The following is a 26,885-nucleotide window of genomic DNA, read 5'->3' on the forward strand; positions in this document are numbered from 1 at the left end:
AGGAGTCTAACGATGCACATGATCACGATAACAGAAGAGTCTCTTCCAAAAAAAAAATCTCAGAAACGAGTGTCTTCGACCATTGATCGAAAAACATTGATGTTGTTTTTCTTGCCAGCAGCTATTTTTATGTTCCTGTTCTTGTTATATCCGTTATTCATGCTCGTGTTCGACAGTTTCTTTGTTACCAATGATGTTGGGACACGCACTTTTGCGTGGGGCGATAATTACCTCCGTGCCGTAGAATCTGCTTCGTTTTGGAAGTCGTTTAAGAATACGGTCATTTATGTGTTGTTGGCAGTAGGCTTTGAGACAGTCATTGGTTTGACCTTGGCAGTTGTTTTTACGCATAAATATCGTGGGTTCCGCTTCTTGCGCACCTTGATTTTGTCGCCATTAATGATTGCACCGCTCGTGGCCGGTTTGATCTGGAAATTCATGCTGAGCAACCAGTTCGGCATTATTAATACGTTATTGGTGAAGCTGGGGCTGATTGAATCCACCAACAGCATACTCTGGCTGGCCGACCCTAAAATTTCACTCCTGTCATGTATCATTGCGGATGTCTGGCTAACAACACCCTTTATGATGTTGATGTTTCTAGCGGGGATTCAAGGTGTTCCGGACAGTCTATACGAAGCAGCGGAAATCGAAGGTGCAAGTCGTTCGCAAATGATTTTCAAGATTATAATACCGAATATTAAACCGATTCTTATGAGCGCTCTGGTCGTGCGGATTATTGATGCTGCGCGGTCCTTCGATATTATTTGGGTCATGACACAAGGGGGACCTATCAATTCATCTGAGCTCTTGAGCGTGCATATTTACAAGATGCTTCAACGGTACGGTGATGTAGGGTATGCGAGTGCAATGGCCGTGATTTTCATTGTGCTGTTGGTAGGAATTACATTGCTATCCATGCGAAAAGTAAAAGAATAGGGAGACGATTCCATTGTTTGCAGAACAACTCGGGCGAAATAGAAAAGACAATGTTTGGATCTTTATCATGTACTTAGTAGCTGCATTGTTCTTGGTTCTCTTTATATTTCCGTACCTATATATGTTGCTATCCTCACTTAAGCCGTCCAATGAAGTGATTTCCACGTCGCCAACTTTTTTTCCAAAGGCTTTCTCGATCGAGAATTATATTCAATTATCGCAATATGCGGGGATGGGTAAATTCTTTCTCAACAGTATTGTAGCAGCAACAGTGGGTACTCTTATTTGTCTTATCTTAGGATCTATGGCTTCGTATGCTATTTCCAGAACAGCAGCATCGAAATTAAGCGGATTTTTCTTGGTACTTGTCCTGTGCCTCAAGATGATTCCGATGTCTAGTATCGCGGTTCCAATTTACGCATTGATCCAAAAATTCGGTTTATATGATTATTTGCCTGCTCTAGTCGTGGTGTATGCAGCTGTCAATATGCCATTTGTACTGTGGATGATGATCAGCTTTTTTAAAGCCATTCCAATCGATATGGATGAGGCGGCTTCGATTGACGGGGCTTCCCCGATTGTGAGCTTTCGAAAAGTCATTCTGCCGATCACCATTCCAGGGATCATTTCGACGGGGATCTTCACCTTTTTGTTGGCGTGGAACGATTTCTTGCTAGCACTTCTACTGACGAGCAGCTCAGCAAAGACCGTGCCCGTTGCGTTGTCGGAGTTTTTGACGGCATACAACTTGGATCTGGGACCGATGACTGCGGCAGCAACTTTATTTAGTTTTCCGGTGATTGTCATCTCGTTCTTCTTACAGAAATATCTGGTATCTGGCATGATGGCCGGGTCCGTGAAGGAATAATACAACGATGTCGGAGGGATCAGCATGGATTTGCATGAGCAAAGAATTGCAGAAGCGAATATCTATTTGAACCAGTATCGAGATAAAATCAGTCAAAGTCAATATCGCCAAAATTATCATTTCTGCACACCTGTTGGTTGGTTGAATGACCCGAATGGATTCATTCAGTATCGAGGCGAGTATCATTTATTCTATCAATTTCATCCGTACAAGCCTTATTGGGGTGCAATGTACTGGGGTCATGCCAAAAGTAAAGATTTGATTCACTGGGAGCACCTCCCTGTGGCATTGGCGCCGAGCGAAGCTTATGACGATCATGAAAAAGGCGGTTGTTTCTCAGGAACAGCGATTGAGAAAGACGGTCGATTATATATCTTCTACACCGGAACGATCCTCCAAGGGGAAAAGGTGATTCAGACCCAATGTCTTGCGATCAGTGAAGATGGAGTGAAGTTTACGAAGTATGCGGGAAATCCGATTATCGAAGCGGATTATCCGGGTGTTACGCCTGAGAATTTTCGTGATCCGAAGGTATGGGAGCATAATGGCCGGTATCATATGATTGTCGGTACGAGTATTTCGGGGAGAGGAAACGCCTTGTATTACACGTCGGATAATCTAGTGGATTGGGAACTCTCGGGCCCATTCGTTGATTATCAAGGCAATTATGGAACCATGTGGGAATGTCCGGATTTCTTTAGGATCGGAGAGAAGGCGGTTCTTCTTTTTTCACCAATGGGCCTCGGCGAGACGACAACGCTATATTTGATTGGAACCATCGATGATGCGACGGGGAAATTTAGGATTGAATCCGAAGAAGTGATTGATTATGGGTTTGATTTTTACGCGCCGCAATCGATTTTAGACCATCAAGGTCGAAGGATTATGATGGCTTGGCAGAATGGATGGGATTGGATGCCATGGTGGAAAGATTTTGGCCCGACGTCAGAGATGGATCAGTGGTGCGGGGCGATGAGCTTGCCAAGAGAAGTGACTTTGAAGGGTTCTCAATTAAGTTTCAGACCTATTCAAGAAATCTCGCAATATATGAAGAATCAGTATCTGTTTCAAGAGATTTTTGTCTGGAAAGAAGAGCGTCTGTTAACCGCAGAAATTTCGGAGAGTTTTATGCTCGAATTAGATCGAACGGATCTTCAGGGTACTTTAACGTTGACCATCAGAAATGAGCAGGGAGTCGCCGATCAGATTGTTTGCTCTCGAACGCGTGTAGAATACTTCAATGTTAACAATCCGTTTGGAAAAACAGGGAAATCGATGGTGGCTGCTGACAATGAACCGCTTCTTTTGTATTCCGATAGTTGCAGCTTGGAGATTTTTGGAGTGGAATCAGGAAAAATGTTCTCTGTAAATAACTTCATGAAAAAGGGCAAGCGAATAATTACGGTGACGAGCGATTCTCCAAATACAATAATTAGATTAAACCTTAGTGAAATACGTAATTAGTTGGTTGCAAGATGAGAAAGGGTGCTCGATCTTGGCGAATATTAGTGATGTGGCAAAGAAAGCGGGGGTTTCCATCAAAATGGTGATCCGGGTATTTGAATAACAAGGATATATTTCCGCAAAGACAGGAGCGACGATCCAACAAGCTATTGCTGAATTGAATTATATACCTAATCAAGTCGCACGTAATTTATTCAAAAATAAGACTTATTGATCGGATCTTCTCGGTAAATCTGGTCATCATTGCGATGCTTAGACAAGCTTTGAAGCGATGCATTCGGGTTCCTCAAGCATTGAGATGAGTCGGATATGATGGGACCTATGTGTCGTTAGATGACCTATCCTTCTTTTCCAAGCGTCATCCAGCCTTATGATGAGCTGGCCAATAAAGCCGTCGCGCTCTTGGTGGAGTTAATGGACAAGAAGGAAATCGATTAAATGATCTATGAATTGGATGTTCATCTGACGGAAGAACAATGATGGGAGGAAGAGAAATGCTACTGGGCTCGATTGAAGCGGGCGGGACGAAATTCGTTTGCAGCGTAGGCACGCCAGAACTGGAGATTATCAAGAGAGTCAGCTTTCCTACAACGACGCCAAGTGAGACGCTAGCGCTGGTGATTGATTTTTTCCAACAATATGCAGAGGAATTGCAGGCGATTGGAATCGGCTCATTCGGTCCAATTGATATTCATCCGGCTTCGCCAACGTATGGCTATATTACCTCGACACCGAAGCTGGCCTGGAAGGACTTTGACTTTGTAGGGACGATAACCGAGGCATTGCATGTGCCAATCGCTTGGACAACCGATGTCAATGCAGCAGCCTATGGGGAATATGTGAAAGGGCACGGCCAAGGCTTGTCCAGTATCGTCTACTATACGATCGGAACGGGCGTCGGCGGCGGGGCCATCCAGCAGGGGCAATTCATCGAAGGATTCAGTCACCCAGAGATGGGACATATCCTCGTTCGTCAGCACCCCGACGATCACTTTGAAGGGGCTTGTCCCTATCATCAGAATTGTCTGGAAGGGTTGGCGGCGGGGCCGGCGATCGAGAAGCGATTCGGTGTGAAGGGCCAAGAACTGCCAGCAGATCACCTGTACTGGGAGATCGAAGCGTATTACATTGCGCAATGTGCGTACACCGCAACGCTCCAGCTTTCCCCGGAGCGGATTATTTTCGGTGGGGGCGTTATGCAGCAAGAGCACATGGTTCAGCGCGTGCGCGTGATATTCAAGGATTTGCTGAACAATTATGTCCGAACGCCCGATCTCGCCCAATATATCGTGACGCCGGCGTTAGCAAATAATGCAGGGACGATCGGCTGCTTTGCCTTAGCGAGGGACCGTGTGTGGGAAGCGTAGAATGCTTGTGATGAGGGGAGCCCGCGGAAGCAGGTAGCTTTGTTAGTCTTTGATTTCAAAGACTTACTCTATGTCTAAATTGGCAGGGGAAGCTCCTGCTGCGGATTAAAGGTTGGTAATCCTCCCCTAAACTCCGACGTGCATTCGGAATATCTAATGTTGTCGGCAAGTAGAAAGCGCTTTTCGTCTTAAATGAAGATAATAAGAATTGAGCGAGTTCATAAAGTCTTATTAAGAATCTGAACGTCTTTCGGAAAAAAAACTGATTTTTCTTGTTAGGTAGTAATCCTTCTGAGCGAAAAATAATCAGAAAAGCTGCAGGAACAGCACGAATTCGTGAGGCTTTACTTCCAGCTATATCAAGGAAAAAGTAGTTTGTGAACAAACACACTAAGTTGATAGGAGAATTTATTTATGGCTAGTAAAAACTATTACGACGTAACAGAGTGGCCTATCGGTAATCCGTATGAGGATATTGGTGAGGTAATCAATAGCATTATAGCAGATATTAAAAGTAGACAAACGGACACTGATGTGAATAAAGGCGGAAAGCCGGGTGCGGTTATCTATATTCCACCGGGAGATTATCATCTTGTCAGTCAAGTAGTTATAGACATCAGTTATCTTAAAATTATGGGTTCTGGACACGGGTTTACATCTTCGAGTATTCGTTTTAATACTCCTGAGAATGAATGGCCGGATTTGCATGAATTATGGCCGGGAGGAAGTCGCATACTCGTAGATATTCCCCTAGAAGTAAATGACGAGGAATATAAAGGAGCTGCATTTTATGTTGAACGAAGTGGAAATCCCCGAATAAGTTCGGTAGAGTTTTCTGATTTTTGTATTGATGGTTTGCATTTTATTGAAGATGGTTCAGGAGAAATATATCCGGAAAACACATATATTAATGGGAAAACGGGTATTTATGTTGCGAGCGCTTGTGACTCATTTCGGATTACAGGCATGGGCTTTGTGTATTTAGAGCATGGAATTACGATCTATCATGCTGATGCACTGACTATACACGATAATTTCATTGCTGAGTGTGGTAACTGTATAGAACTACGAGGTTGGGGACAGGCTTCAAAAATAACCGATAACTTGATCGGAGCTGGTTTTAAAGGATATTCAATTTACGCTCAAAATTTTGGTGGACTTTTGATTACAGCGAATAATGTTTTTCCACGAGGTGCGAGCAGTATCTATTTTGATGGTGTGACACGTTCCAGTATCACAAATAATAGACTTCATTCATTTTATCCAGGAATGGTGGTATTCAGGAAAAATTGTTCGGAAAACTTGGTTTCTTCAAATCACTTTTTACGTGACCATGAACCTTGGACCCCTTTTCTGGGAATAGACAATGGTTTAGATGATTTGTATGGTCTCCTCTATATCAGTGGTAATAATAATTCTATAATAGCTAATCACTTTTCTGAAGGAATAAATACTCAGAACATCAAGCCGGTAGGTGCCACACCTGTAATCATACGTATTGTTTCGGGTAATGGAAATTATATTTCTAATAATCATGTTGTTGCCACTGAGGTTCATGCCAAGGTAAGTGATTCTTGTTTCTCTGCGCAAGTAGACGCTTTGTTGACTACCGAAGCATCAGAGCCGCTTACCGTAACAACAGTATTGGTAGAAAAAGAATCGCTTCAAAATACGATTCTTGATTCGGGAAGCGATGCACAGGTTGTTATGGACAAGACTGTAAATGCATTCAGAGCCACACCAACGCCAGGAGCATAAATAAAATACTCAACTATTTTGTGGTAATTTTTGTTCAAAAGTTTCAATTGCAAGTCGGACATTTGAATTATTTCGCTTGTCATTTAATTTTTTGGGGCGCTTCCAGCGATGGAAGCACCTCTTTTTTCATTTCCCATATTTGGATAAAAAAATAAAGTACACAGAAAAAGGGACTTTTCTTAGGGGTGGTTCCAGAAAATGTTTTATTTTAATTTTAGAGAAAGCATGACAATGGCAGAATGAGGTCATATATACCCTTTGTATAATGGCTAAAGCTCTTTAACTGACAAACAATTTAAAAGTCCGTTACTTTTTTTTAGAAATTGACATCGAATCGTGTCCACAACGTCAAGAAATTCGACAATACGGGCGAAGACTTGGAGGATTTGATCTCCATTGGAACAATCGGTTTGATTAAAGCGATTGAGAGCTTCCGGCCGAACAAAGGGACGAAGCTGGCGACGTTTACGGCCCGCTGCATCGAGAACGAGATACTGATGCATTTAAGGTCACTGAAGAAGACACGTAAAGATGTGTCGCTGCACGATCCAATTGGAACGGACAAAGAGGGCAATGAGATTACGCTCATATATATTTTGGGAACCGAGGCGGATGATGTGGTAGACCGGGTTCAACTGAAGATGGAGAAGAGCAAAATCTATCAAAACCTGGATATTCTCGAAGCCAGGGAGCAAGAGGTTATTAAGGGGCGGTTCGGTCTCGAGCATGGCGGCGAGGAGAGAACGCAGCGGGAGATCGCCAAGGAGCTCGGCATTAGCCGGAGCTATGTGTCGCGGATTGAGAAGCGGGCGCTGATGAAGCTGTATCATGAGTTTTATAAGAAAAAGTAAACTGTCCATTTCAGGGGATAAGAACTTCTTTTGTTTTTCAGTCTGGAAATGCAAGTAACTGTTGTTCGAATCACAAATTTGAATAGTTGCATTTCCAATCAGAAGGATTTAAACATTAAATGTAAAATATTGAAGCATAAAACACCACTCCGACATGCTATAATTTCTCCGCATGGAAATTAGGTGGAAAAATATAGAGAGAACAGGAGTGGAAAGATGGATCCAAATGAACTGGTCGTTACAAACGGGGAGCAAGAATTAACACATCCTCAGCAAAGAATCTGGATGATGGAAGCAACCTATCCGGGTACCTCGATTGGAAATTTGAATGCGGCGTTGAAGTTTGAGCGAAGGCTGGATGTAACCGTACTGGAGAAGGCTGTCCAAGCGTTGATTGCATCTTATGATATTTTTCAGCTGCGCCTGCATGTCAGAGATTTGGGGGAAGTATATCAAACGTTTGTGCAGCAGCCTGAGCTAAAACCCGTTGATATCGTTCAATTCAGCCAGGATACGGATCAATCCGTCATTGACGCGTGGATTCGGGAACAAGGAAAAATTCCGTTTCAGCTTATCGATTCGGAATTGTATTATTTTTGCATCATTTTAAAAGGCGAGGGCGAAACATGGGTATACATGAAATCCCATCATATCATTCAAGATGGATTCTCCCTTAGTAAATGCGGATTGGAAGTTTACAGGCTTTATCAAAAGCTGCTTCATGGGGAATCTCCTCAAATACCTCTGCCATATTCCTATCAAGCTTATATAGAAGAAGAGAAAAAGTATATTCAGTCCGGCAGGTTTGCGAAAGATCGGAAATATTGGCTCGAAAAATTTCAAACTGTTCCGGATTCCTCTACGATCAAGCCTAACCTTGTACCTGCCATAGATACACATGCTGCAAGGTTGTCGTATTCTCTGCCCAAGCCGCTGTCAGAGCAAATCAATCACTACTGCCAAGAGCATCATGTGAGCCCTTCGAGCTTGCTTCTAAGCGCCCTCTCTATACTTCTGTTCAAATTAACATCCAACCAAGATATCGTCGTCGGTACCAATTATTTGAACCGTACAAATTTCAATGATAAACATGCGCTCGGCATGTTTGTCAGCACTACGCCATTAAGAATAACGCTTGATCGGGAGATGACATTCGGGGGACTTGTTTCACAGGCGGGTCAGGAACAATTGTCTGCCCTGCGGTATCATAAGTATCCATATGATCTTCTGCTGTCTGAGATCAGGAAGAGTCATCCCCATGTGAACCGTTTATTTCAGCTAAGCATGGATTATTTGGATATGGGGCAGGCGGAAGAAGCCGACGCGCATTTGGGGAATAGTGAAGATTATGGCTGCGAGGATCTCACTTTGGACGCTGTATTTCATTTGCATAATATATTCGGCAATCTGCTGCTTAAAATAGATTACAGAATCTGCCTATTTATGGAGGAGGAAATACGGCAAATTTGCGATCGGCTGATGTTGGTTATGGAGCAGGGAATGAAATCACCGGAGCAAAGGCTCAAGGATTTTGACATCGTGACTAAGGAAGAGAAGAACAAGCTTCTGATGGATTTCAACAACACCTCGTTTCCCGTCAGAGATGTGACGGTGCATCAGTGGTTCGAGGAGCAGGCAAACCGGTTCCCGGATCGAACTGCGGTGGCATTTCAAGGCGAGTCGATGACTTACCGCCAATTAAATGAACGGGCGAATCAACTGGCGTACACCTTGCGAAACAAAGGGGTCAAGGCAGGGCAGTTTGTAGGCATTCTCGCGGAACGATCCATGGAGATGATTACAGGTCTTATCGCGATCCTCAAAGCCGGAGGCGCCTATGTTCCATTCGACCCGGAATATCCGCAGGAGCGGATGAATTACATGATCGGTGATTCCGGAATAAAGCTGATGCTGCTGCAAAAGCATCTTTCAGCCAAGGCTGTGGGCGTGGAGCATCAAGTTGTGTTGGACGAAGAAATCTCCTATTGCGAAGAGAAAACCAATTTGCCGGATGTGAATCAACCGGGAGATTTGATGTACATGATGTACACTTCGGGGACAACGGGCGCTCCAAAAGGGGTTCTTGTGACGCATCGCAATGTAACCTGTCTGATCCAGGGTGCAAGCGAATTTCAGATCACAGAGCAGGACAGGGTTCTTCAATTGTCCAGCTATGCGTTCGACGGATCCACATTTGATATCTATAACGCTTTGCTGCACGGGGCGGCACTCATCCTCGTTCCGAAGGAAACGATGAGAGAGATTGCCCAAATTACGGCTCTGATCAAAAATGAGCAAATCACGGTTGCTTTTATGACGACAGCATTATTTAACTTGTTTATAGATTGTGACCTATCGAGCTTGAAAAATATGAAGGCCATCTTTTTTGGGGGAGAGCAGGCATCGGTATCCCATGTGAGAAGAGCACTGGATATGTTAGGTGCAGGCCGCTTATATCATATATATGGCCCGACCGAGTGTACGGTATATGCGGCGTACTGGAAAATTAACAGCATTAATCCAGAAGCGGCAACCCTGCCGATTGGCTCACCGATCAGCAATACCAAAATGTATATCGTCAATGGAGATCGTCAGCTTCAGCCGATCGGTGTTCCAGGGGAGCTTTGTATCGGGGGAGCCGGCCTTTCCCGGGGGTATTTAAATCAAGATGATCTGACGAACGAGGTATTTGTAGATCATCCTTTCGCGACAGGAGAACTCATGTACAGAACAGGCGATCTCGCAAAATGGCTGCCTAACGGAACGATTGAGTATGTCGGGCGAATGGATCATCAGGTTAAAATACGCGGTTTCCGTATTGAGCTCGGTGAAATCGATGCTCAACTGGCTAAGGTTCCTTCCATCAAGCAAAGTGTTGTTGTCGTGCGGGAGGACGAAGCCGGAGAGAAGCAGCTTTGCGGATACTACGTGGCAGACAGGAGAATTGGGGCTGGCGAACTGCGGGATATTTTGTCACAGTCCCTGCCTAGGTTTATGATTCCCACGCGGTTCGTTCAACTTCATGAAATGCCGTTAAGCCCCAACGGAAAAATTGACCGCAAAGCCCTGCCAGAGCCAAGCGAGAGATCTCACTATACAGGAACGGAGTACGCTGAACCGCAAACGGAGCTGGAGCAGAAGCTGGCCACCGTATGGTCGGAGGTGCTTGAAAAAGTCAATATCGGTATCGATGACGTTTTTGTGGAGCTTGGCGGTCATTCGTTACTTGCGCTCAAGCTTGAGGTAGAATTGCAGAAACATTTTGACATCGACCATTTCGATCTCCATGAATGCAATACGATCCGTAAGATGGCAGCGTTTATCGAAGAGAAGCTGGCAGTTGTTATTGGCGGAGGGGAATACAATAATGCATAATAAGCTCCCCATTCATATGCAGCCTGCACTGTATAGCTATTTGCACCATGCGTATCCATTATCCGTTATGCCGGAGCATCCGCACTTTTTTCCCTGGCTTCATAGCCATTATATTCAATGGAGCGCGGATCCCGAGTTTTTTAATCATCTGGATGAACATATCTTTGTTAACTACTATCAGCCCATGCATACACATCATTACAATGAGTTACTTCATCTCAAAATAATTACGGCAGATCTGCTCAGCCGGATGGAGACGGGGACGGATTTGATCGCTTTTTTCAAGCGAAGTATCGATCAGGGAGACTATGTCTATTTATTTCTGGATGAATTTTATTTGCCCGGGAAGGCCATGTACAGGCGGCATCACTTTGCGCATGACACTTTATTGTTCGGTTATGATGATGAAGAGCAAGTATTTCATACGCTCGGTTTTAATCACAATTATGAGTACGGACAAACGGATATTGGATATGAGTCGTTTCTAGAAAGCTATCGACAGGCGGATCGCAGGAAAGCGTATTATACGAAGGAGATTATACTGTACAGCTTAAATAAAGATCGAACCTATGCATTTGATCCTCATCTGGTGATCGAAAGTTTGGAGGACTATGTGCTGTCCCGCAACAGTTCAGAGAGATACAGGTCGATCGCCAGTCCCAATAATCACGTGTACGGGCTTAAGGTTTACGAGGAAATCGTCAAATATTTGCGTTTGCTCCAATCCGATTCCACATTATACCGTAACATTATCCCGGTTCACCTGCTTTGGGAGCACAAAAAAATGATGGCCGACCGATTGGAGTATATGAAGCAGCACCGCTATTGGAGCCCGCCCGAAAAATTGACTGCCCAGTATCAAGAGATTGAACGAGAGGCCTTTTTGATCCGGAAACTATTTTACAAGTACGCATTCTTCTTAAAGGAAGATACGAGCTTGCTGGAAGAGGCAATGGCAAAAATCCACATGCTTGCGATTAAAGAATCGCAGGTGCTGGAGCAGGTGCTGAATGAGCTGCACGGAAAATCCAAAGTAACGTGTTCATAACGACAAGCAATGCAAAGGCGCCCAATCGGGTGCCTTTTTACGTGTATCCCGCATTTTCTGGCAATTCTATAAAAGTTTATTTTGAGTTTAGATTCGTAGAATATGATGAAAGCCGTAGAACCGAGATTATGTATTGATATTAGAAACCAAGGAGGAAAAGATGAAGTCACTATTGACATCAATTACAGATTGGGTTACGACAAAGAGAGGTATGTGGATTACGCTTGTGGTGTGGCTTGTTCTCATGATTGGTTTAAGCGCCGGACCCCAATTAAGCAACTATAAGGTGACAAATTTCCAATCGTTGCCAAACGATGCGCCATCCATCATTGCGAATGAAAAGCTGGAGCAGTACTTTCCGAATGATCAAGGGACGCCTGGTATTCTTGTATTTCATAATGATGATGGCGAAGTAAATCTTACGGCAGTAACCGAAATTATGAATGCGATTATATCGACAGATGTGGCAGGCGTTGACCAAATCGTAGATATTGCCAAATTGCCACCTCAAGCGACCGCTGCATTCATGTCTGAGGATAAATCCACGATGATTATTCCTATGACCCTAGACCCGGCTGCCGACAGCCGTCAGATTGGCGAAACTGTCGATGCTGTTGCAAGAATCGGAAACGAAGCCGCGCAAGGATTTACGGACACCACATTTCGAATAACGGGTCCTGCAGGTATTGCTGGGGATACGTTAAAGCTATTTGAACGGGCGGACATCGTGTTGCTGCTGGCGACGATCGGGATTATTTTATTGCTTCTAATCGTGATTTACCGATCCCCATTGTTGGCCCTCATTCCCTTATTGGCGACAGCGATTGTCTACCAGGTTACAAATCAGATCATTGCCTTGATGGGCTCAGGCGGGTTGGAAATTAATAACTCGACAACCTCGATTATGAGTATCCTCCTGTTCGCGGCAGTTATTGATTACTCCTTGTTCGTCTTCTCGCGCTTCCGTGAGGAGTTGAATCATTACGAAAGCAAGTACGATGCCATGAAGCATGCCATGCGTGCTACAGGCATGCCGGTATTCCTTGCAGGCGGTACAATATTTGCGGCAATGCTTGTTTTATTCTTCGCAAACTTCCGGGATTACCAAAATTTCGCGCCTATATTCGGTACCACCATGCTCATCATTATGATAGCATCGATCACGCTGGTACCTGCCATGTTTACATTGTTTGGGCGTAAAGCATTTTGGCCAAGAGTGCCTAAGTTCGGCAAAACCGGAGAAATCAAACATGGTTTCTGGGGTGCAGTAGCTAAATTTGTAGTCAACAAGCCAGGATTATCGGGTGGACTGGTTGCGATGATGATGGTCGTGACCGCACTTAATGTGTTTAACTTAAATTATGAGTTCGATATGGTCAAATCCTTTCCGAAAGATTTACCTTCTCGTGAAGGATATGAGATTGTGGAAACTCGGTTTAATAAGGGGGAGCTAGCACCTACCTCGATCTTGGTTGAAAGCGATCAGGCCCTGTCTGAAGAACAAATCGAAGCGCTTCGTACGAGACTGCTTGACGAAAACAACGTTGCTTCGGTTAGGTTGAACAGTGTATCGGAGGATCATACAGCACTAAAATACAGCATGACGCTTGACCTTAATCCTTATTCGGTAGAAGCCATAGATCTGCTCAAAGATCTGCGCGATCGCAGTGATGAGATGCTAGTCGATGCAGGGGTAACCGGAGAGATTCATTATGGCGGTATCACACCGAAGCTGGTTGATGAGCGTGAGGTAAATAACCGCGATATATGGCTGATTGTTGTTCTTGAGACGGTACTCATTCTTGGCTTGCTGTTCGTTTTGACCAAATCAATCCGAATGTCTACTTACATGATGGCAACAATTCTGATTTCATTCGTATCTGCATTAGGACTTGGTCTCTTCCTTGTCGATGTCTTCTTTGGTTATGATGCGATAAGTACGCGCGTTCCTGTCTACTCCTTTATTTTCCTAGTCGCGCTGGGCATTGATTATAACATTATTCTGGTCTCCCGATTCTTAGAGGAACGTAAATCCCGCAAGGTGAAGGAAGCGTTAGAGATTGCCATTCGCAACACGGGCGGTGTCATCTCTTCGGCCGGTATCATATTAGCAGCCACGTTCGCAGCGCTAATGACCATGCCTATTGCTGATTTGTTTGTTTTCGGGTTCATTGTAGCCATTGGAATTCTGATGGATACATTCTTAGTACGCGGAATACTATTGCCAGCTGTTATCTTATTCTTCGAGAAGGATAAGGGTAAGTAATGTGAAAAATGCAGAGACTATTTCTACGGTCTCCGCATTTTTTGGCTGAGGAGGTCTCCGATGAAGATCATTGTAATTGATGACGATAAGAACATTTTACAGCTTGTCAGCATTCATCTCACACGTGAAGGATATCAAGTGTTAAACGCGAATAACGCATCAGAAGCTTTGGATATGCTGGAGAATGAAGTACCTGACCTCGCTGTGGTTGACGTGATGATGCCTGGAATGGACGGAATTGAATTAACGAAAATCTTAAGCAAAGACTACGGCATTCCGGTTCTGCTTCTAACCGCGAAAGGCGAACTGGAAGACAAGACTAAAGGTTTCTTGGCGGGATCAGAAGATTATGTCGTGAAGCCATTCGAGCCGAAGGAGCTGCTATTCCGTATCGCTGTTATCCTAAGGAGATATGAAAAGGAATATCAGTCGGTTATTCAGGTAGGCAATGTGACCATTAGTCGTCAAACCTATGAAGTATCCACGGGTGAGCGTACTCTTGTGATGCCGTTAAAAGAATTTGAACTATTAGCCTTACTGGCTAGCCGTCCGAATCACATCATGGAACGCAGCATGATCATGGAGAAGATTTGGGGACATGATTATGAGGGGGATGATTATACCTTGAATACCCATATCAAGCGACTTCGCGAGCGTTTAACGCAATTGGGTGCAAACGTCGAAATTAGCACGACTCGCGGCGTGGGCTATCGATTAGAGGTTCAGCATTCGTGAAAACTCTGTATCGGCAATTTACCCTGATTACTGTTCTTATTATGTTATTTAGTACAGTTGTCTCTTTCTTTTTGATGAATACGTACTATCTCTTGGCCACTAAAGAATTGAGTGATAGGGAAAATATCCAGATAGCGCAGCAAATTACAAAGTACATTGAATCTACTCCAAATTTAGATATAGATCTTTATTTAAACACGCTTGGTCAGGTGGGATATCAGTTATATGTGACTAGCGAATCGGGTTATTCTCAATTTATTGGCAGCGAGTTTAAAGTAAAAACGTTACCGGAAGCTGTGAAATCATCTGTATTTAGCGGACAGATTTATAACGGAATGGAAAGCTTTCCGAATCAGACCTTCATGAGCGGAAGGTTTGCCAATGAACTCGAAAATACAGTGGGCGTGCCATTTCGCTATCAAGGTGAACTTTATGGATTATTTTTACGGCCGCATATTGATGTTCTTGTTGATGAACTTCACATTATTTTCGCGATCATGATTATAACCATGGCATTGATTAGCCTTCTGGCTATGCTTGTTACTGCTAAACAGATTATTCGGCCTATCGCGCAGCTTACGGAAGCAACCAAACAGATTTCGCTGGAGAAGTATGATCATTTGCTAAAGGTTAATCGGAAAGACGAGATCGGACAGCTTGCCGAGAGCTTCAATCAGATGACAAAGCAACTGCAGGTGAACGATCAGTCCAGGAAAGAGTTCATTAGCAATGTGTCGCATGATTTTCAATCGCCGCTTCTTAATATTCAAGGTTATGCGGATTTGTTGAAATCCCAATCGACAACGGAGGAAGAAAGAGTAACGTTCTCATCCATTATCGAGGCGGAAGCGAAACGTCTCTCGATTTTGACGAAACAGCTATTGCTTCTTACTTCATTAGATCAGTCGAATTATAGATTGGAGCGTTCATTCTTCTCGTTAGATCAACAGCTCAAAAGCTTGTCGCAAAAATATTTATGGCGCATCGAGGAAATGGGCATCGAGCTTTATTATAAAACGACTCCTGTCCATTTCTACGGAGATAAGAGCCTATTGGAGACGGTATGGGATAACTTATTAACCAATGCTTTGAAGTACAATAAACCTCATGGTTCCATCCAAATCGAGATGAAGGACTTCAATCATTGCATTACCATTCAGTTCAAAGACACCGGGATAGGCATACAGGATAGTGAGCTCCACCATTTGTTTGAGCGTTTCTACCGGGAGGATACTTCCAGAAGCAAAGAAGGTACAGGACTTGGATTGACCATCGTCAAACAAATCGTCGAATTACATGGTGGAAGTGTTCAAGTTTCAAGTAAGCTCGGGGAAGGAACCTGTTTTACGATTACATTGCCTAAAAGGAATTCTCACCTAAGCAACCCATGATCTTGGCCAAGCCTCGGGTTATGTCTCGCGGATCGAGAAGCTAGCGTTGATGAAACATAGGCATTAGTTTTATAAGACTAAAAGTGAAAATACTTATTTATGGTGAGCCGGCGGATGCCGGCTCTATTTTAGCTGCTTATAGATCCCGTATTATCCTGCCGCCAGGCTCATCTCTACGCACATAAGAATGAAGGCGCCGGCGCCGTGCAGATCGTTTTCGCTGGTGGGGCGGGCAATGTAGTGGTCATAGTCGCCGATGCCGGTCCCGATACAAATGTTGCCAATGACGACGTTGCCGTTCTCGTCGAACTTCAGTGTATCGATTACGCCTTGGTAGCCTTTCCAGGCATAGTCCATGTACTTGGCGTCCAGATACCCGAACCGGACGGCTTTAGCAATGGCATGCACAAACAGCGCCGTACAGGAGTTTTCTAGCCAATTATCCGAGCGATCTCCTTTGTCGACGACTTGATACCATAGTCCGGTGGCGGGATCCTGATAGTTTGTCAGAGCGATAAGCAGATCCTGCAGAATGGTCACGAGCTTGGCTTTATCCAGGTGATCCTCCGGCAGGTATTCGAACATCTCCAACAAAGCGACGGGATACCAGCCAATAGCGCGGCCCCAGAACTCCGGAGCACGACCCGTGACGGGATCAGCCCAATTGGCCTCTTTGGTCTCGTCCCAGCCGTGGTACAGCAGGCCGTTGTCCGGACTCTTCGTATGCTTCTCCATGAGGAGAGCCTGGAAGGTCATCATGGAGAAATATTCGCTGTCGCCGAAAGTTTTAGCGAATTGCACGGCAATCGGGCCGGCCATGTACAAGCCGTCCAGCCACATTTGATTCGGGTAATGTCCCTTGTGCCAGAATCCTCCCGACGGATTCGTCGGCCACGATTTCAACAGGGGCACTAGGGTATGCAGCGCTTTTTTGTATCGCTCGTCTCCTGTCTGTTCATAGAGGGTGAAGAGAAGTACACCGGGCTGAATGTCGTCGAGCTCGTCGGACTTAAACTTTTTGATGCTGCCGTCCTCGAGAATCTGGCTATCTACCCAACGTTTCATATAGTCATACAGCTTTTGTTCTCCGTTCTGCCGCCAGCATTTTTCCATGCCGGAGAGAAAGACGCCTTGATGATAGTGGAAGCGATCCGGCGGAAGATCCTCCGGCTCGAATTTGGCCATTAGCGCTTCGCAGGCCTTTTGCGCCCATTGTATTGGGGTCATAAGGGATGTGGATGATGGCATCGATATCCTTCCTCCTTCTTGTTTATATCTCTATTCTAGCATCGTAAAATGTACATGTTTTGCAGATTTGACCTATTTCTTCTTACTTCTTGCGGTATAATGAACAGCAGAAGGAACAATGGGTAGGAAGGAGAGCGGAGCAGTTTGGGAGATCTTTATTTCGAGAATCGCACAGGAAATTTTCTGGTGTCCCATCGGGAAGCGTTAAGTCACCATATGCCGGTCAGCCATTTTCACAGTACGTATGAAATCTACTATTTGATGTCCGGCCAGCGGAATATTTTTATTCAAGATCGAACAATAGCGATGAACGAGGGCGATGTTGTCATTATTGCGCCGAATATTCTGCATCGTACGATCAATGCAGCCCAGCCGAAGCATGAGCGGCTCATCATTAATATACACGAGCAGTATTTTTCGCCGGATAGTTCCCATAAGGAAGCGCTTCGGCCTTTGCTGGAACAGGATTATCTGATCGTGAACGGTTCTTTGCGTGACCAACTGTCGATCGGATCGCTTTCTAGGGCTATTATTCAGGAAATGAAGGAACAGGCGAGTGGTTTCGAATTGTTTGCGCAGACGCTCGCCGTGCAGTTGCTTATCATTTGTTGCAGGCACCTCAAGCAGAACGCCATGGAGGCGCTGGCCTCGCCAAGTCCCATGCACGAAAGAATATCGGAGATCGTTCGCTATATCAACGAACATTATACGGAGGAATTATCACTGCATTTGCTGGCGGACAAGTTTTATATCAGCCCCTATTATTTGAGCCGTTATTTTAAAAAAGCGACGGGTTTTACATATGTAGAGTACGTAAACAGCGTGCGGATTAAGGAAGCTAAGAAGCTGCTGGAGCACTCCTCCATGAAGGTCAATTTAATCGCCAGGAGGGTAGGCTTTGGAAGTGTGACGCATTTCGGGCGGGTGTTCAAAGAGGTTACGGGCAACGCGCCATTATATTATAGAAGAAATCTGTGAAACCAGGTTTTAAATTTTTATTTGCCTAGCTGCGAATACCTCCCTGATGATGGCTTCAAAACACAAAGAAGTAGACCGCACTGTGATAAGGATTGCGGTCTACTTCGATTCGCGTAAAAAATTCTATAGCCAATCTCTTTTTTTAAGCGGTAAGTGTAACAAGGAGTCATGTCCCAGCAAGGCTCCTTGATTATTTTAATTTAGCAATCAATAAAACCGCTTTATTCCTATGCATTGCCTAGCGATGTACCTTCTAATTCACTTCTTAAGCATAGGCCCCAAGGAACATCTCCATGTCATCCTCGACATTTGTGATGCCGCCGATGCCGAACTGCTCCACCAGCACTTTCGTTATGTTTGGAGAGAGGAAGGCAGGCAGCGTTGGCCCGAGATGAATGTTTTTGACCCCGAGATAGAGCAGGGCCAGCAGCACGATAACCGCTTTTTGCTCATACCAGGCGATATTATATGAAATCGGCAGTTCGTTGATGTCATCAAGTCCCAATATTTCTTTTAGCTTCAGCGCAATGATGGCGAGCGAATAGGAGTCGTTGCATTGGCCCGCATCGAGAACGCGCGGGATACCACCGATTTCGCCGAGATCAAGCTTATTGTATTTGTATTTTGCACAGCCCGCAGTTAGGATGACCGTGTCGCGGGGAAGCTGCTGGGCAAACTCGGTATAATAATTGCGCGACTTCATCCGGCCATCGCATCCCGCCATGACGAAGAAACGCCGAATATCCCCCGCTTTAACAGCATCCACCACATCATCGGCGATGCTCGTTACGGTGTTATGGGCAAAGCCGCCAATGATTTCTCCAGTCTCCAGCTCGGTCGGAGGCTGACACTGCTTGGCGAGGGCAATCATCTCGGAGAAATCTTTAGGTTGACCGTCTACACCCTCCGGAATATGCTGTAAGCCAGGATAGCCGGTGTTGCCCGTCGTAAAGATGCGATTCACATAGCCTGGCTTTGGCGGTACGATGCAGTTGGTCGTCATCAGGATCGGACCGTTGAAGTCTTCGAATTCACTAGCTTGCTTCCACCAGGCATTGCCGTAATTCCCGATAAAATGATCGTACTTCTTGAAGGCCGGATAGTAGTGAGCCGGCAGCATTTCGCTATGGGTATACACGTCAACGCCTGTTCCTTCGGTTTGCTGCAGCAGTTCCTCCAAATCCTTCAGGTCATGGCCGCTCACTAGGATGCCCGGGCGATTACGCACCCCGATATTGACTTTCGTTACCTCGGGATGGCCATATACGCCGGTATTCGCTTGGTCAAGCAAGGCCATGGCATCTACGCCGAATTTCCCTGTCTCCATCACGAGTGCGACCAGCTGGTCAGCAGTCAATGCATCGTCCAAAGCAGCCGCTAGCGCACGCTGCATGAACTGCTCGACTTCACGATTAGTATAATTCAGTTGATAGGCATGATACAGGTATGCAGCCATACCTTTCAGTCCATAGGTGAGCAATTCACGCAGGGAACGGATATCGGGGTCTTCTGTGGCGAGCACGCCAACCTCCTGAGCTTTGGCATCAAGTGCCGCTTCATCGTTGCTATGCCAAACCGCCGCATCCGGCAGTGTCGTCCTGCTTGCTGGATGCTGATGCTCCCAGTGCTCACGCACTTCATCGCGAAGAGCGAGCGCCTCCCGAACTTTAGCGACGAACACATCCCGGTCGAAATTGGCGTTCGTGATCGTGGCGAACAACGAATCCATAATAAAAACGGATGTCCGGCGTTCCAGCGCGTCGGGCAGTTCCGTATCGATGCTAAAGAAGGAAATTCCCTTCAAAGTAAAAATAAGCAGATCCTGCAGGTTGGCGACATCAGGCGTTTTTCCGCAAACACCTACGATTGTACAGCCGACACCTTTAGATGCCTCTTGGCACTGAAAACAAAACATGGGCATCTGCTCGTCATGATTATTGAACGGAGCTTGATCCATTGGTTTGACCTCCTAATTTATAATTGTTAATAACGGCTTGTGCAAACATGCACATTGCCAATCCATCCGAAGCATAACGCAGGAGTAAAGGCAATCGGGTGATTGGAATCACAAAATATCAATTTGATCCAAAATATCCATAATTAGAGAAAATAAAGAAGGCAGCTTCACATTGTGGAAACAGAAGTTATTAAAACATCCTATACAAAAGGGAATTTGAATTTTAGAATGGATAATAATGAATAGCAGCTATGGAATTACTGGAGGTATTGTTGTGAGAAGATGGAAGACCCTGTTCCCATGGTTTGGACGGTTACAAATCATGCACAAAATTATTTTTATTTTCCTTCCTCTAATTTTTATTCCACTTTTTATATCGGGATATCTCTCAAGCTATAATTTCAGCCAATCTACCATTCAAAATATGGAGCAAAGCGCACGGGATGAGTCAAAATTAATTGTCTCCCAATTGGATTCTATTATTAGCAATGCCGAGAATAGCGCTAACTTTATTGCTACTGACATTAATCGCATCGTCGCTAGCTCGCCGGAGCAGCGCGATTCGGTACAAGAGCTAAAGTTCAGAAGACAGCTCCAAAGTAAACTATCCACCGGCCTTATTCTGTTTCCTGATGTTGACTCTGCCATTTTCATCGACAAGAACAACCACATTCATACTTCATACTCGCGCATAAACGAGTATGAGCATCAGATATTTAATAGTGGAATGATTGAACAGGTGACTCGGATGGGAAGCTATGGAAAGAATCGCTGGTTTTCTATGGAGCAGCGTAATTTTCTGGTCAGTGACCCGGCGGTTCCAGTTCTTACTCTTGGCAAGGTCGTGATCGATGTAGATAGCGGCAATAAGCTAGGCTCTCTATTCGTCAATGTGAAGGAAACGACATTCTCTTCATTTCTAGGTACAGGGAAAAATCAGGACATTTCCAAAACTTATTTGCTGGTGGATACTGAACAGAGGATTATTTCCAGTTCGAATCCGGAATATGTTCTGGAGCCATTTGATAACTTAATGATTAAGAGGCCTTTGACGTTTTTTGGCGAACCGTATTCCGAGATTATCGATCGTGCCCAAGGGCGGGAATTCATAAGTGTATATCCTTACGACAGAATGAAATGGAGCTTAGTGAACATTAATCCGATGACTGCACTAAAAAGCATGATCAGTCATAATGTTTGGATGACCGTCGCGATTGGGATGGTTTGTTTATTGCTTGCGCTTCTAGGGATAGCTCTGTTATCCAAGATCATAGTAAATCCCCTGCTTCAGCTTGCTAAGTCGATGCGGAGAGTGAAGGAAGGGGATCTGAACGTTACCGCAGCTATTCGTACACAGGATGAGACGGGGCTGCTCGCTTCCGTATTCAACCTCATGATCGATCGAATTAAGCAGCTTATCGCCACCGTGGAGAATGAGCAGCTTCGTAAGCGGGAATACGAGCTGGCGCTTATGCATGCCCAGATCAAGCCGCATTTCCTTTACAACACCTTGGATACGATTTATGTGCTTACGGATATGGAACGAACGGAGGAGGCCAGGGACACGACCAAAGCTCTTGCGGACTTCTATCGCGTTGCTCTTAGTAAGGGCTATGAGATTATTACGCTAGAGGAAGAGGTGAAAATCGTTAATGATTATTTAACGATTATGCAGGTTCGCTATCCTCATATTTTACAATATGATATCGCTATTCCTGACGAACTTAAGGGAATCAACATTCCTAAACTGTCACTGCAGCCCCTTGCTGAAAATGCGATATACCATGGATTGAAGACAAAGGACAGCAGCGGTTTTATTCGAGTTAGTGCGCATGCGGACAGGGAGCAAGTGATTATTAAAGTGGAGGATAATGGAGTGGGAATGTCTCCACAGCTTGTATCCCAAATTACTGATTTCAAAGCGGATTCTGATAAAAGAAAATCGATCGGTATATTTAGCGTGCATGAGAGATTGAAGCTGTATTTCGGTAACATTTATGGCCTTCATATCGAGAGCAGGGAAGGCGAGGGAACGATAGTTGAACTAATCCTACCCAATAACTACAACAAAGGTGAGCATCATGTATAAGGTTATGATTGTTGACGATGAACCACTATTCAGAGACTATATGCGCAGCAAGCTCGACTGGGCTAGCCATGGATTTCATATTTGCTGCGAGGCGGCTAATGGAAGAGAAGCGCTGGAGGAAGCCAAGGAGAATCGCCCCGATCTCGCATTCATTGATATATCCATGCCTTTTATCGACGGGCTGCAATTGGCGGAACTATTAAAGCAGACGCAGCCTGATATATCCGTTGTATTTGTGACAGGGCACAGTGAGTTTGATTATGCGAGGCAGGCGATCCGGCTCGGAGCCCAAGATTATTTGCTTAAGCCGTTCAATAAGGTTGAATTTTCAACGACGCTGCAGCGTGTAAAGCGTACCTTGGATGAACTATCACGGCCTGCTATTCAGGAGAATACCATCCCGCCGAAAACGAGGAGCACTGAAGTTGTTCCTTTTGATGTTCAGGAGAGGCTAATTTTAACCTTAAGGATGAGAGAGATGGATGCAGTCCGCGAGGAGCTAAGCCGAATCTGGCATGAAATGAACAATATCGAAATTTCAAGCGTTATAGGAAGGGGCTATTTGGAGGCACTAATCAACCTTTGCCGCGCTTACATTATTGAGTCTGAACTGAGCCCAGAAGAAGTATGGGGAACCGATAGCACACTTGAACAGCAGCTACAAACGCTTCGATCCTGGGAAGAGGCCGAGCTATGGATTCTTGAGCTCTTCAGCAAAGCGGTTAACTATAGAGAATCCTTTAAGCCATCCAAATCGTATCAATTATTTACGTCAGCCAAAGCATATATTCTACAAAACTATCCGGATTCAGAGCTGACCGTCGAAGGGGTGGCGCAAGCTCTATATATAGATGCCAGCTATTTGCGCAAGGTGTTTAAGAAGGAAGCTAACATTTCAGTCGTAGATTATATTACCTACATTCGCATGAAGGAAGCGAAGGACATCCTGCTAATCAGGTCAATAAAATTATCCGCCGTGGCAGAGAAAGTAGGATATAATGACCCGAATTATTTCAGTAAATGCTTTAAAAAAAGATATGGTCTGACACCTTCCGAATTCGAGCAGCTTCATGCAAAAAAGGCGAATCCTGAATAGATTCGTCTTTTTTGTCCTGTTTATTCCTTATTGTGCTCGATTATTACATTAATCAAAGCACTAAACAATTTTATAATAAAAATACACCTTGAAAGCGTTGCCAGGAACAAGGTGGGCAACAAGCAAAATCTAGAAAAGAGGGGTACAGCATGAAAAAAGTTTGGTTCAAGTCTTTAACAGCTCTAGTAACCATCGCCATGTTATCTTTGTTGCTAGCTGCTTGCTCAGGGGGAAATTCGAATCAGAGTTCTACAAGCCCAAGCGGTAGTACAGGAGAAGAGAAGGTTAAACTCAAGGTGTATGCCCAGCATTTTGATGATGATACCTCCAAACCGTTTGACTATGCGGTAGAAGAACTGAAGAAGGAAATGCCGAATGTTGAAATTGTGCTGGATCCTGCGGTGCAGGACGGATATCAGAAGCTAAAAACCTATGCTGCTACGGGGAATATGCCGGATATATTCGAAACGGACTGGGTAACTTTGCAAACCTTTGCTAAATCCAAAAACGTTCTCTTGTTAGATGAATTTGAAGAAACAGCGGCTTTTAAGAACAAGCTGAACCCGGGGGTTGAAGGAAGATTAATTGCCCCGGACGGTCATATTTATGCTTTTCCGTTTACCGGGATCGAATTCCAAATTCTCTATTACAACAAAGAGATATTTGAAGAGGTCGGTATTGAAGTACCGATCAAGACTGTTGATCAATTAGCGGAGGCTGCTAAAAAGCTGAAGGAAAAAGGATATGTTCCACTTTCTATTTTCGCTAAAGAAAAATGGATCTCCACAGCGCTATATCAAGGTTTTGTTACGCGTGAGGAAGCTATGGGCTACGGAAAGCTGGATGAAGCCGGTGTCACCGAACTGCCTGAATCCTTCGTCACTGCAGCTCATCAACTGAGAACATTGCAGGAAGCTGGCTTATTTGATGTAAACGCTACAAATACGAACTACGATCAAGCTTCCTCTTTATTTTACACGGGTAAGGCTGGGATGTTCGTGAATGGACAATGGGAAATCTATAGCTCTCAAGAGAAGCTCGGCGATAAAGTGGATTGGATGTACTGGCCAGCGAAGGATGAAGAAACCTATGAAAAAACAAAATATGCAGTCAACGGATCTCCGTCTCCCGGCGGCTTCGCTGTATCTCAGTCGACGAAAGATCCAGAGCTGACGGTGAAGGTAGCCAGCTTTCTTGCTCAAAAGGCAGCCGAGTATAAGTACGCTCAGCTTGGCAGCCCTATCGTATCCGTAAAAGTGGATGAGGAAATCATTGCGGATATTCCGCCGATGATGCAGCGCATCGCGGATGAAGTACTTCCAAATGCTACGGATTACGCGGTCGCCTTGAACAATGTTTCGATTAGAAATGTGCTGGATGATAATACCCAAAGTATGCTGATCGACGGTTACTCCACAGAGCAGTTTATTAAAAATCTAAATTCCGTATTGGCTAAAGAGAACAAGTAAGATATAGAGACCCAGGCCATCCCCCTTGATATATATATTTAAATCAGGGGGGATTGCTCCCAGGAAAGGAGTGGGTTAAACCATGAATAGATATTTAAGCAACAAGAAGGCGGTACTCATTTTTCTGTTGCCGGCATTGCTCGCCTATACGATCGTGCTCATCTCGCCGGTACTGCAAACGATGTATCGCAGTTTTTTTGAATGGGATGGATTAGGTACGGCCGTGTTTAATGGCCTTGATAATTATAAAGAAATGTTCCAGGATCCTCTATTAATGACCTCTTTGCGAAACGGCTTTATTTTTGCAGTTGTCCTTGTCGTTTTTCAAATTGGCCTCGGAACGATTCTAGCGCTTGCTTGTGCCGATCCGCGAGTCAAATTTAGAAAAATGCTGAAAACGGCTTATTTTGTACCGGTGATCTTGTCCGTGACGGTAGTATGCCAGCTTTGGATCGCGATGTATGATCCGACAAATGGCTTGATCAATAAGCTTTTTCAGATCATGGGGATCTCCTATCAACAAAATTGGCTGACTTCGCCGACGGTATCGATTGTTGCTATTGCATTTGTTAATGCCTGGCAGTTTATGGGTTATCAATTCAGCCTCCTCTATGCAGGAGTGAAATCGATCCCCGAGCAATACTATGAGGCAGCGACGATCGACGGCTGCAGCAAATGGATGGCTCACCGTAAAGTAACGCTCCCTTTGATGAAAGAAACCTTTAAGTTCTGTTTTATCATTGCGATCACATCAGGAATCGGCGCCTTTGTACAAATGCTCATCATGACAAATGGCGGGCCAGGCACTAGCAATTATACTTTAACCTTTATGATTTACCGTTACGCCTTCCTGGAGAATAAGTATGGCTATGCCTCAGCCATATCTGTATTATTGGTTGCCATCTCGCTAGTAGCGACGATTATTATCAACAAGGTGTTTGATCGTAAAGATGATTAACATGCATCTTAGAAGGAGAGATCGTTATGCAACGGGTTAAATCATTTCTCATCCAGGTTCCTTTATGGCTGTATTTCATCATTTCTGTTTATCCACTGTTCTGGATGATTTCCTATTCGCTTAAGGACAACAATGAAATATTCGTTACCAATCCATTTGGGCTGCCGACCCAATTTCGATATGAAAACTACGTTAACGCTTGGACTCAATTTAATCTTCCGCAGTACTTTATGAACAGTGTGGTCGTTTCTACGGTGGCAACGTTGTTTATCGTCATTTTAGCGTTAATGTTCTCGTTTGCTATTGCTAGATTACGCTGGAGGTTTCGGGAAGCGGTTCGGCTCTATATGCTGGTTGGCATGTTCATGCCGCTGCAGGTGATTATGATTCCACTTGCTATTCTTGTAAAGGACTTTCATTTGGCGAATACGTATGGAGCGCTGATTATTCCTTATATCGTGATTGGATTGCCATTCTCATCGCTTATTTTCTATGGGTTTATGCGCGATATCCCTTCCGAGATTGAAGAAGCGGCATGTATGGACGGAGCGAGTGTTTATCGGCTGTTCACTAAAATTATAGTCCCCGTAGTCGTACCTGCGATCGCGACGGTGGTTATTTTTCAATTTTTAAACAACTGGAATGAGTTCATGCTGGCGAACATTCTTATTTCCGACGAATCGATGAAAACACTACCCTTGGGACTATTGTTCTTTCAGGGTCAATATAGTACGGATTGGGGAGGAATGGGGGCTGTGATGACGATTGCCAGCCTTCCAATGGTAATCATCTATCTGTTCTTTAGTGAACAGGTTGAAAGGGCGATGACCATGGGGTCTGCGGTAAAAGGATAATAGGCAGAGTTAAATTAAAAGGCCTGAACCGGAATAGCGGGTTCAGGCCTTTCTATGCCTCTTTTGCTTTATATATCCTCCTACATTTCAACTCGACTAGAATGCAGCAGGTGACTGCTGTTATCCTTGGCTTGGAGGTAGATAACTCTTGTTGCAGATGCCGGCGAACTCATT

The 26,885-nt window shown here is 44.7% G+C and carries 19 protein-coding genes; 17 read left to right on the plus strand and 2 right to left on the minus strand.

Annotated features, from left to right (window positions below; genetic code table 11):
- Positions 1-12 precede the first annotated feature (12 nt).
- The 11 genes from CZ379_RS12450 (at position 13) to CZ379_RS12505 (ending at position 16,062) form a co-directional block, all read left to right on the plus strand.
- Positions 13-939 carry a carbohydrate ABC transporter permease gene (locus tag CZ379_RS12450; RefSeq protein ID WP_110931910.1) on the plus strand — a complete coding sequence of 309 codons (927 nt, stop codon included), beginning with the start codon at positions 13-15 and terminating at the stop codon, positions 937-939.
- A gap of 13 nt (positions 940-952) precedes the next feature.
- A complete protein-coding gene (locus tag CZ379_RS12455) occupies positions 953-1,807 on the plus strand; it encodes a carbohydrate ABC transporter permease (RefSeq protein WP_110931911.1) in 855 nt (284 codons plus the stop codon).
- Positions 1,808-1,831: 24 nt separating this feature from the next.
- Entirely contained in the window at positions 1,832-3,271 is a 1,440-nt protein-coding gene (locus CZ379_RS12460; RefSeq protein WP_110931912.1) for a glycoside hydrolase family 32 protein, read from the plus strand.
- 494 nt (positions 3,272-3,765) lie between these two features.
- On the plus strand, positions 3,766-4,638 hold the full coding sequence (gene scrK / locus CZ379_RS12470; RefSeq protein WP_110931913.1) for a fructokinase ScrK: 873 nt from the start codon (positions 3,766-3,768) through the stop codon (positions 4,636-4,638).
- Between the two features lie 414 nt (positions 4,639-5,052).
- The gene (locus CZ379_RS12475; RefSeq protein WP_110931914.1) at positions 5,053-6,396 is read left to right on the plus strand and encodes a NosD domain-containing protein; all 1,344 of its coding nucleotides are present in this window, start codon (positions 5,053-5,055) and stop codon (positions 6,394-6,396) included.
- Positions 6,397-6,719: 323 nt separating this feature from the next.
- Entirely contained in the window at positions 6,720-7,247 is a 528-nt protein-coding gene (gene sigK / locus CZ379_RS12480; RefSeq protein WP_110931915.1) for an RNA polymerase sporulation sigma factor SigK, read from the plus strand.
- Positions 7,248-7,463: 216 nt separating this feature from the next.
- Positions 7,464-10,622, plus strand: a complete 3,159-nt coding sequence (locus CZ379_RS12485; protein ID WP_110931916.1) for a non-ribosomal peptide synthetase — start codon at positions 7,464-7,466, stop codon at positions 10,620-10,622.
- On the plus strand, positions 10,615-11,670 hold the full coding sequence (locus CZ379_RS12490) for a cysteine peptidase family C39 domain-containing protein (RefSeq protein ID WP_110931917.1): 1,056 nt from the start codon (positions 10,615-10,617) through the stop codon (positions 11,668-11,670). Before CZ379_RS12485 ends, CZ379_RS12490 begins: the two co-directional genes overlap by 8 nt.
- A 160-nt stretch (positions 11,671-11,830) precedes the next feature.
- Positions 11,831-13,936, plus strand: a complete 2,106-nt coding sequence (locus tag CZ379_RS12495; RefSeq protein ID WP_110931918.1) for an MMPL family transporter — start codon at positions 11,831-11,833, stop codon at positions 13,934-13,936.
- Between the two features lie 60 nt (positions 13,937-13,996).
- Positions 13,997-14,671, plus strand: a complete 675-nt coding sequence (locus tag CZ379_RS12500) for a response regulator transcription factor (RefSeq protein ID WP_110931919.1) — start codon at positions 13,997-13,999, stop codon at positions 14,669-14,671.
- Positions 14,668-16,062, plus strand: a complete 1,395-nt coding sequence (locus tag CZ379_RS12505) for a sensor histidine kinase (RefSeq protein ID WP_110931920.1) — start codon at positions 14,668-14,670, stop codon at positions 16,060-16,062. The genes CZ379_RS12500 and CZ379_RS12505 overlap by 4 nt, the downstream gene beginning before the upstream one ends.
- A 150-nt stretch (positions 16,063-16,212) precedes the next feature.
- Here the strand turns inward: CZ379_RS12505 and CZ379_RS12510 are convergent, their stop codons facing one another.
- Positions 16,213-17,310: a glycoside hydrolase family 88/105 protein gene (locus CZ379_RS12510; protein WP_110931921.1), complete on the minus strand. Its 1,098-nt coding sequence runs from the start codon at positions 17,308-17,310 to the stop codon at positions 16,213-16,215.
- A 144-nt stretch (positions 17,311-17,454) separates the two neighbouring features.
- On the opposite strand from CZ379_RS12510, the gene CZ379_RS12515 reads away from it, so the two are divergent.
- Positions 17,455-18,288, plus strand: a complete 834-nt coding sequence (locus tag CZ379_RS12515) for an AraC family transcriptional regulator (RefSeq protein ID WP_110931922.1) — start codon at positions 17,455-17,457, stop codon at positions 18,286-18,288.
- A 265-nt stretch (positions 18,289-18,553) separates the two neighbouring features.
- On the opposite strand, the gene hcp is transcribed toward CZ379_RS12515, so the two are convergent.
- Positions 18,554-20,245 carry a hydroxylamine reductase gene (gene hcp, locus CZ379_RS12520; protein ID WP_199925589.1) on the minus strand — a complete coding sequence of 564 codons (1,692 nt, stop codon included), beginning with the start codon at positions 20,243-20,245 and terminating at the stop codon, positions 18,554-18,556.
- Positions 20,246-20,519: 274 nt separating this feature from the next.
- Here hcp and CZ379_RS12525 point away from each other — a divergent pair, with 274 nt between their 5' ends.
- From CZ379_RS12525 to CZ379_RS12545, 5 genes are all read left to right on the plus strand, one after another.
- Entirely contained in the window at positions 20,520-22,334 is a 1,815-nt protein-coding gene (locus CZ379_RS12525; protein ID WP_199925590.1) for a sensor histidine kinase, read from the plus strand.
- Positions 22,327-23,430, plus strand: coding sequence for a response regulator transcription factor (locus CZ379_RS12530; protein WP_110931924.1), 1,104 nt, complete (start codon positions 22,327-22,329; stop codon positions 23,428-23,430). Before CZ379_RS12525 ends, CZ379_RS12530 begins: the two co-directional genes overlap by 8 nt.
- 149 nt (positions 23,431-23,579) lie before the next feature.
- Positions 23,580-24,899: an ABC transporter substrate-binding protein gene (locus CZ379_RS12535; RefSeq protein ID WP_110931925.1), complete on the plus strand. Its 1,320-nt coding sequence runs from the start codon at positions 23,580-23,582 to the stop codon at positions 24,897-24,899.
- Between the two features lie 82 nt (positions 24,900-24,981).
- On the plus strand, positions 24,982-25,857 hold the full coding sequence (locus CZ379_RS12540; protein WP_110931926.1) for a carbohydrate ABC transporter permease: 876 nt from the start codon (positions 24,982-24,984) through the stop codon (positions 25,855-25,857).
- Between the two features lie 26 nt (positions 25,858-25,883).
- Complete coding sequence (locus CZ379_RS12545; RefSeq protein WP_110931927.1) at positions 25,884-26,711, plus strand: carbohydrate ABC transporter permease; 828 nt, start codon at positions 25,884-25,886, stop codon at positions 26,709-26,711.
- Positions 26,712-26,885 lie beyond the last annotated feature (174 nt).

Source organism: Paenibacillus bouchesdurhonensis (assembly GCF_900155685.1).
Classification (GTDB): Bacteria; Bacillota; Bacilli; order Paenibacillales; family Paenibacillaceae; genus Fontibacillus; species Fontibacillus bouchesdurhonensis.

What these genes read in the sequence shown, in the direction of transcription:
- CZ379_RS12450 (WP_110931910.1), top strand. Translation starts at nt 13, where the DNA reads ATGCACATGATCACGATAACAGAAGAGTCTCTTCCAAAAAAAAAATCT.
- CZ379_RS12460 (WP_110931912.1), top strand. Translation starts at nt 1,832, where the DNA reads ATGGATTTGCATGAGCAAAGAATTGCAGAAGCGAATATCTATTTGAAC.
- scrK (WP_110931913.1), top strand. Translation starts at nt 3,766, where the DNA reads ATGCTACTGGGCTCGATTGAAGCGGGCGGGACGAAATTCGTTTGCAGC.
- CZ379_RS12475 (WP_110931914.1), top strand. Translation starts at nt 5,053, where the DNA reads ATGGCTAGTAAAAACTATTACGACGTAACAGAGTGGCCTATCGGTAAT.
- CZ379_RS12485 (WP_110931916.1), top strand. Translation starts at nt 7,464, where the DNA reads ATGGATCCAAATGAACTGGTCGTTACAAACGGGGAGCAAGAATTAACA.
- CZ379_RS12490 (WP_110931917.1), top strand. Translation starts at nt 10,615, where the DNA reads ATGCATAATAAGCTCCCCATTCATATGCAGCCTGCACTGTATAGCTAT.
- CZ379_RS12495 (WP_110931918.1), top strand. Translation starts at nt 11,831, where the DNA reads ATGAAGTCACTATTGACATCAATTACAGATTGGGTTACGACAAAGAGA.
- CZ379_RS12500 (WP_110931919.1), top strand. Translation starts at nt 13,997, where the DNA reads ATGAAGATCATTGTAATTGATGACGATAAGAACATTTTACAGCTTGTC.
- CZ379_RS12510 (WP_110931921.1), bottom strand. Translation starts at nt 17,310, where the DNA reads ATGCCATCATCCACATCCCTTATGACCCCAATACAATGGGCGCAAAAG.
- hcp (WP_199925589.1), bottom strand. Translation starts at nt 20,245, where the DNA reads ATGGATCAAGCTCCGTTCAATAATCATGACGAGCAGATGCCCATGTTT.
- CZ379_RS12530 (WP_110931924.1), top strand. Translation starts at nt 22,327, where the DNA reads ATGTATAAGGTTATGATTGTTGACGATGAACCACTATTCAGAGACTAT.
- CZ379_RS12535 (WP_110931925.1), top strand. Translation starts at nt 23,580, where the DNA reads ATGAAAAAAGTTTGGTTCAAGTCTTTAACAGCTCTAGTAACCATCGCC.
- CZ379_RS12540 (WP_110931926.1), top strand. Translation starts at nt 24,982, where the DNA reads ATGAATAGATATTTAAGCAACAAGAAGGCGGTACTCATTTTTCTGTTG.
- CZ379_RS12545 (WP_110931927.1), top strand. Translation starts at nt 25,884, where the DNA reads ATGCAACGGGTTAAATCATTTCTCATCCAGGTTCCTTTATGGCTGTAT.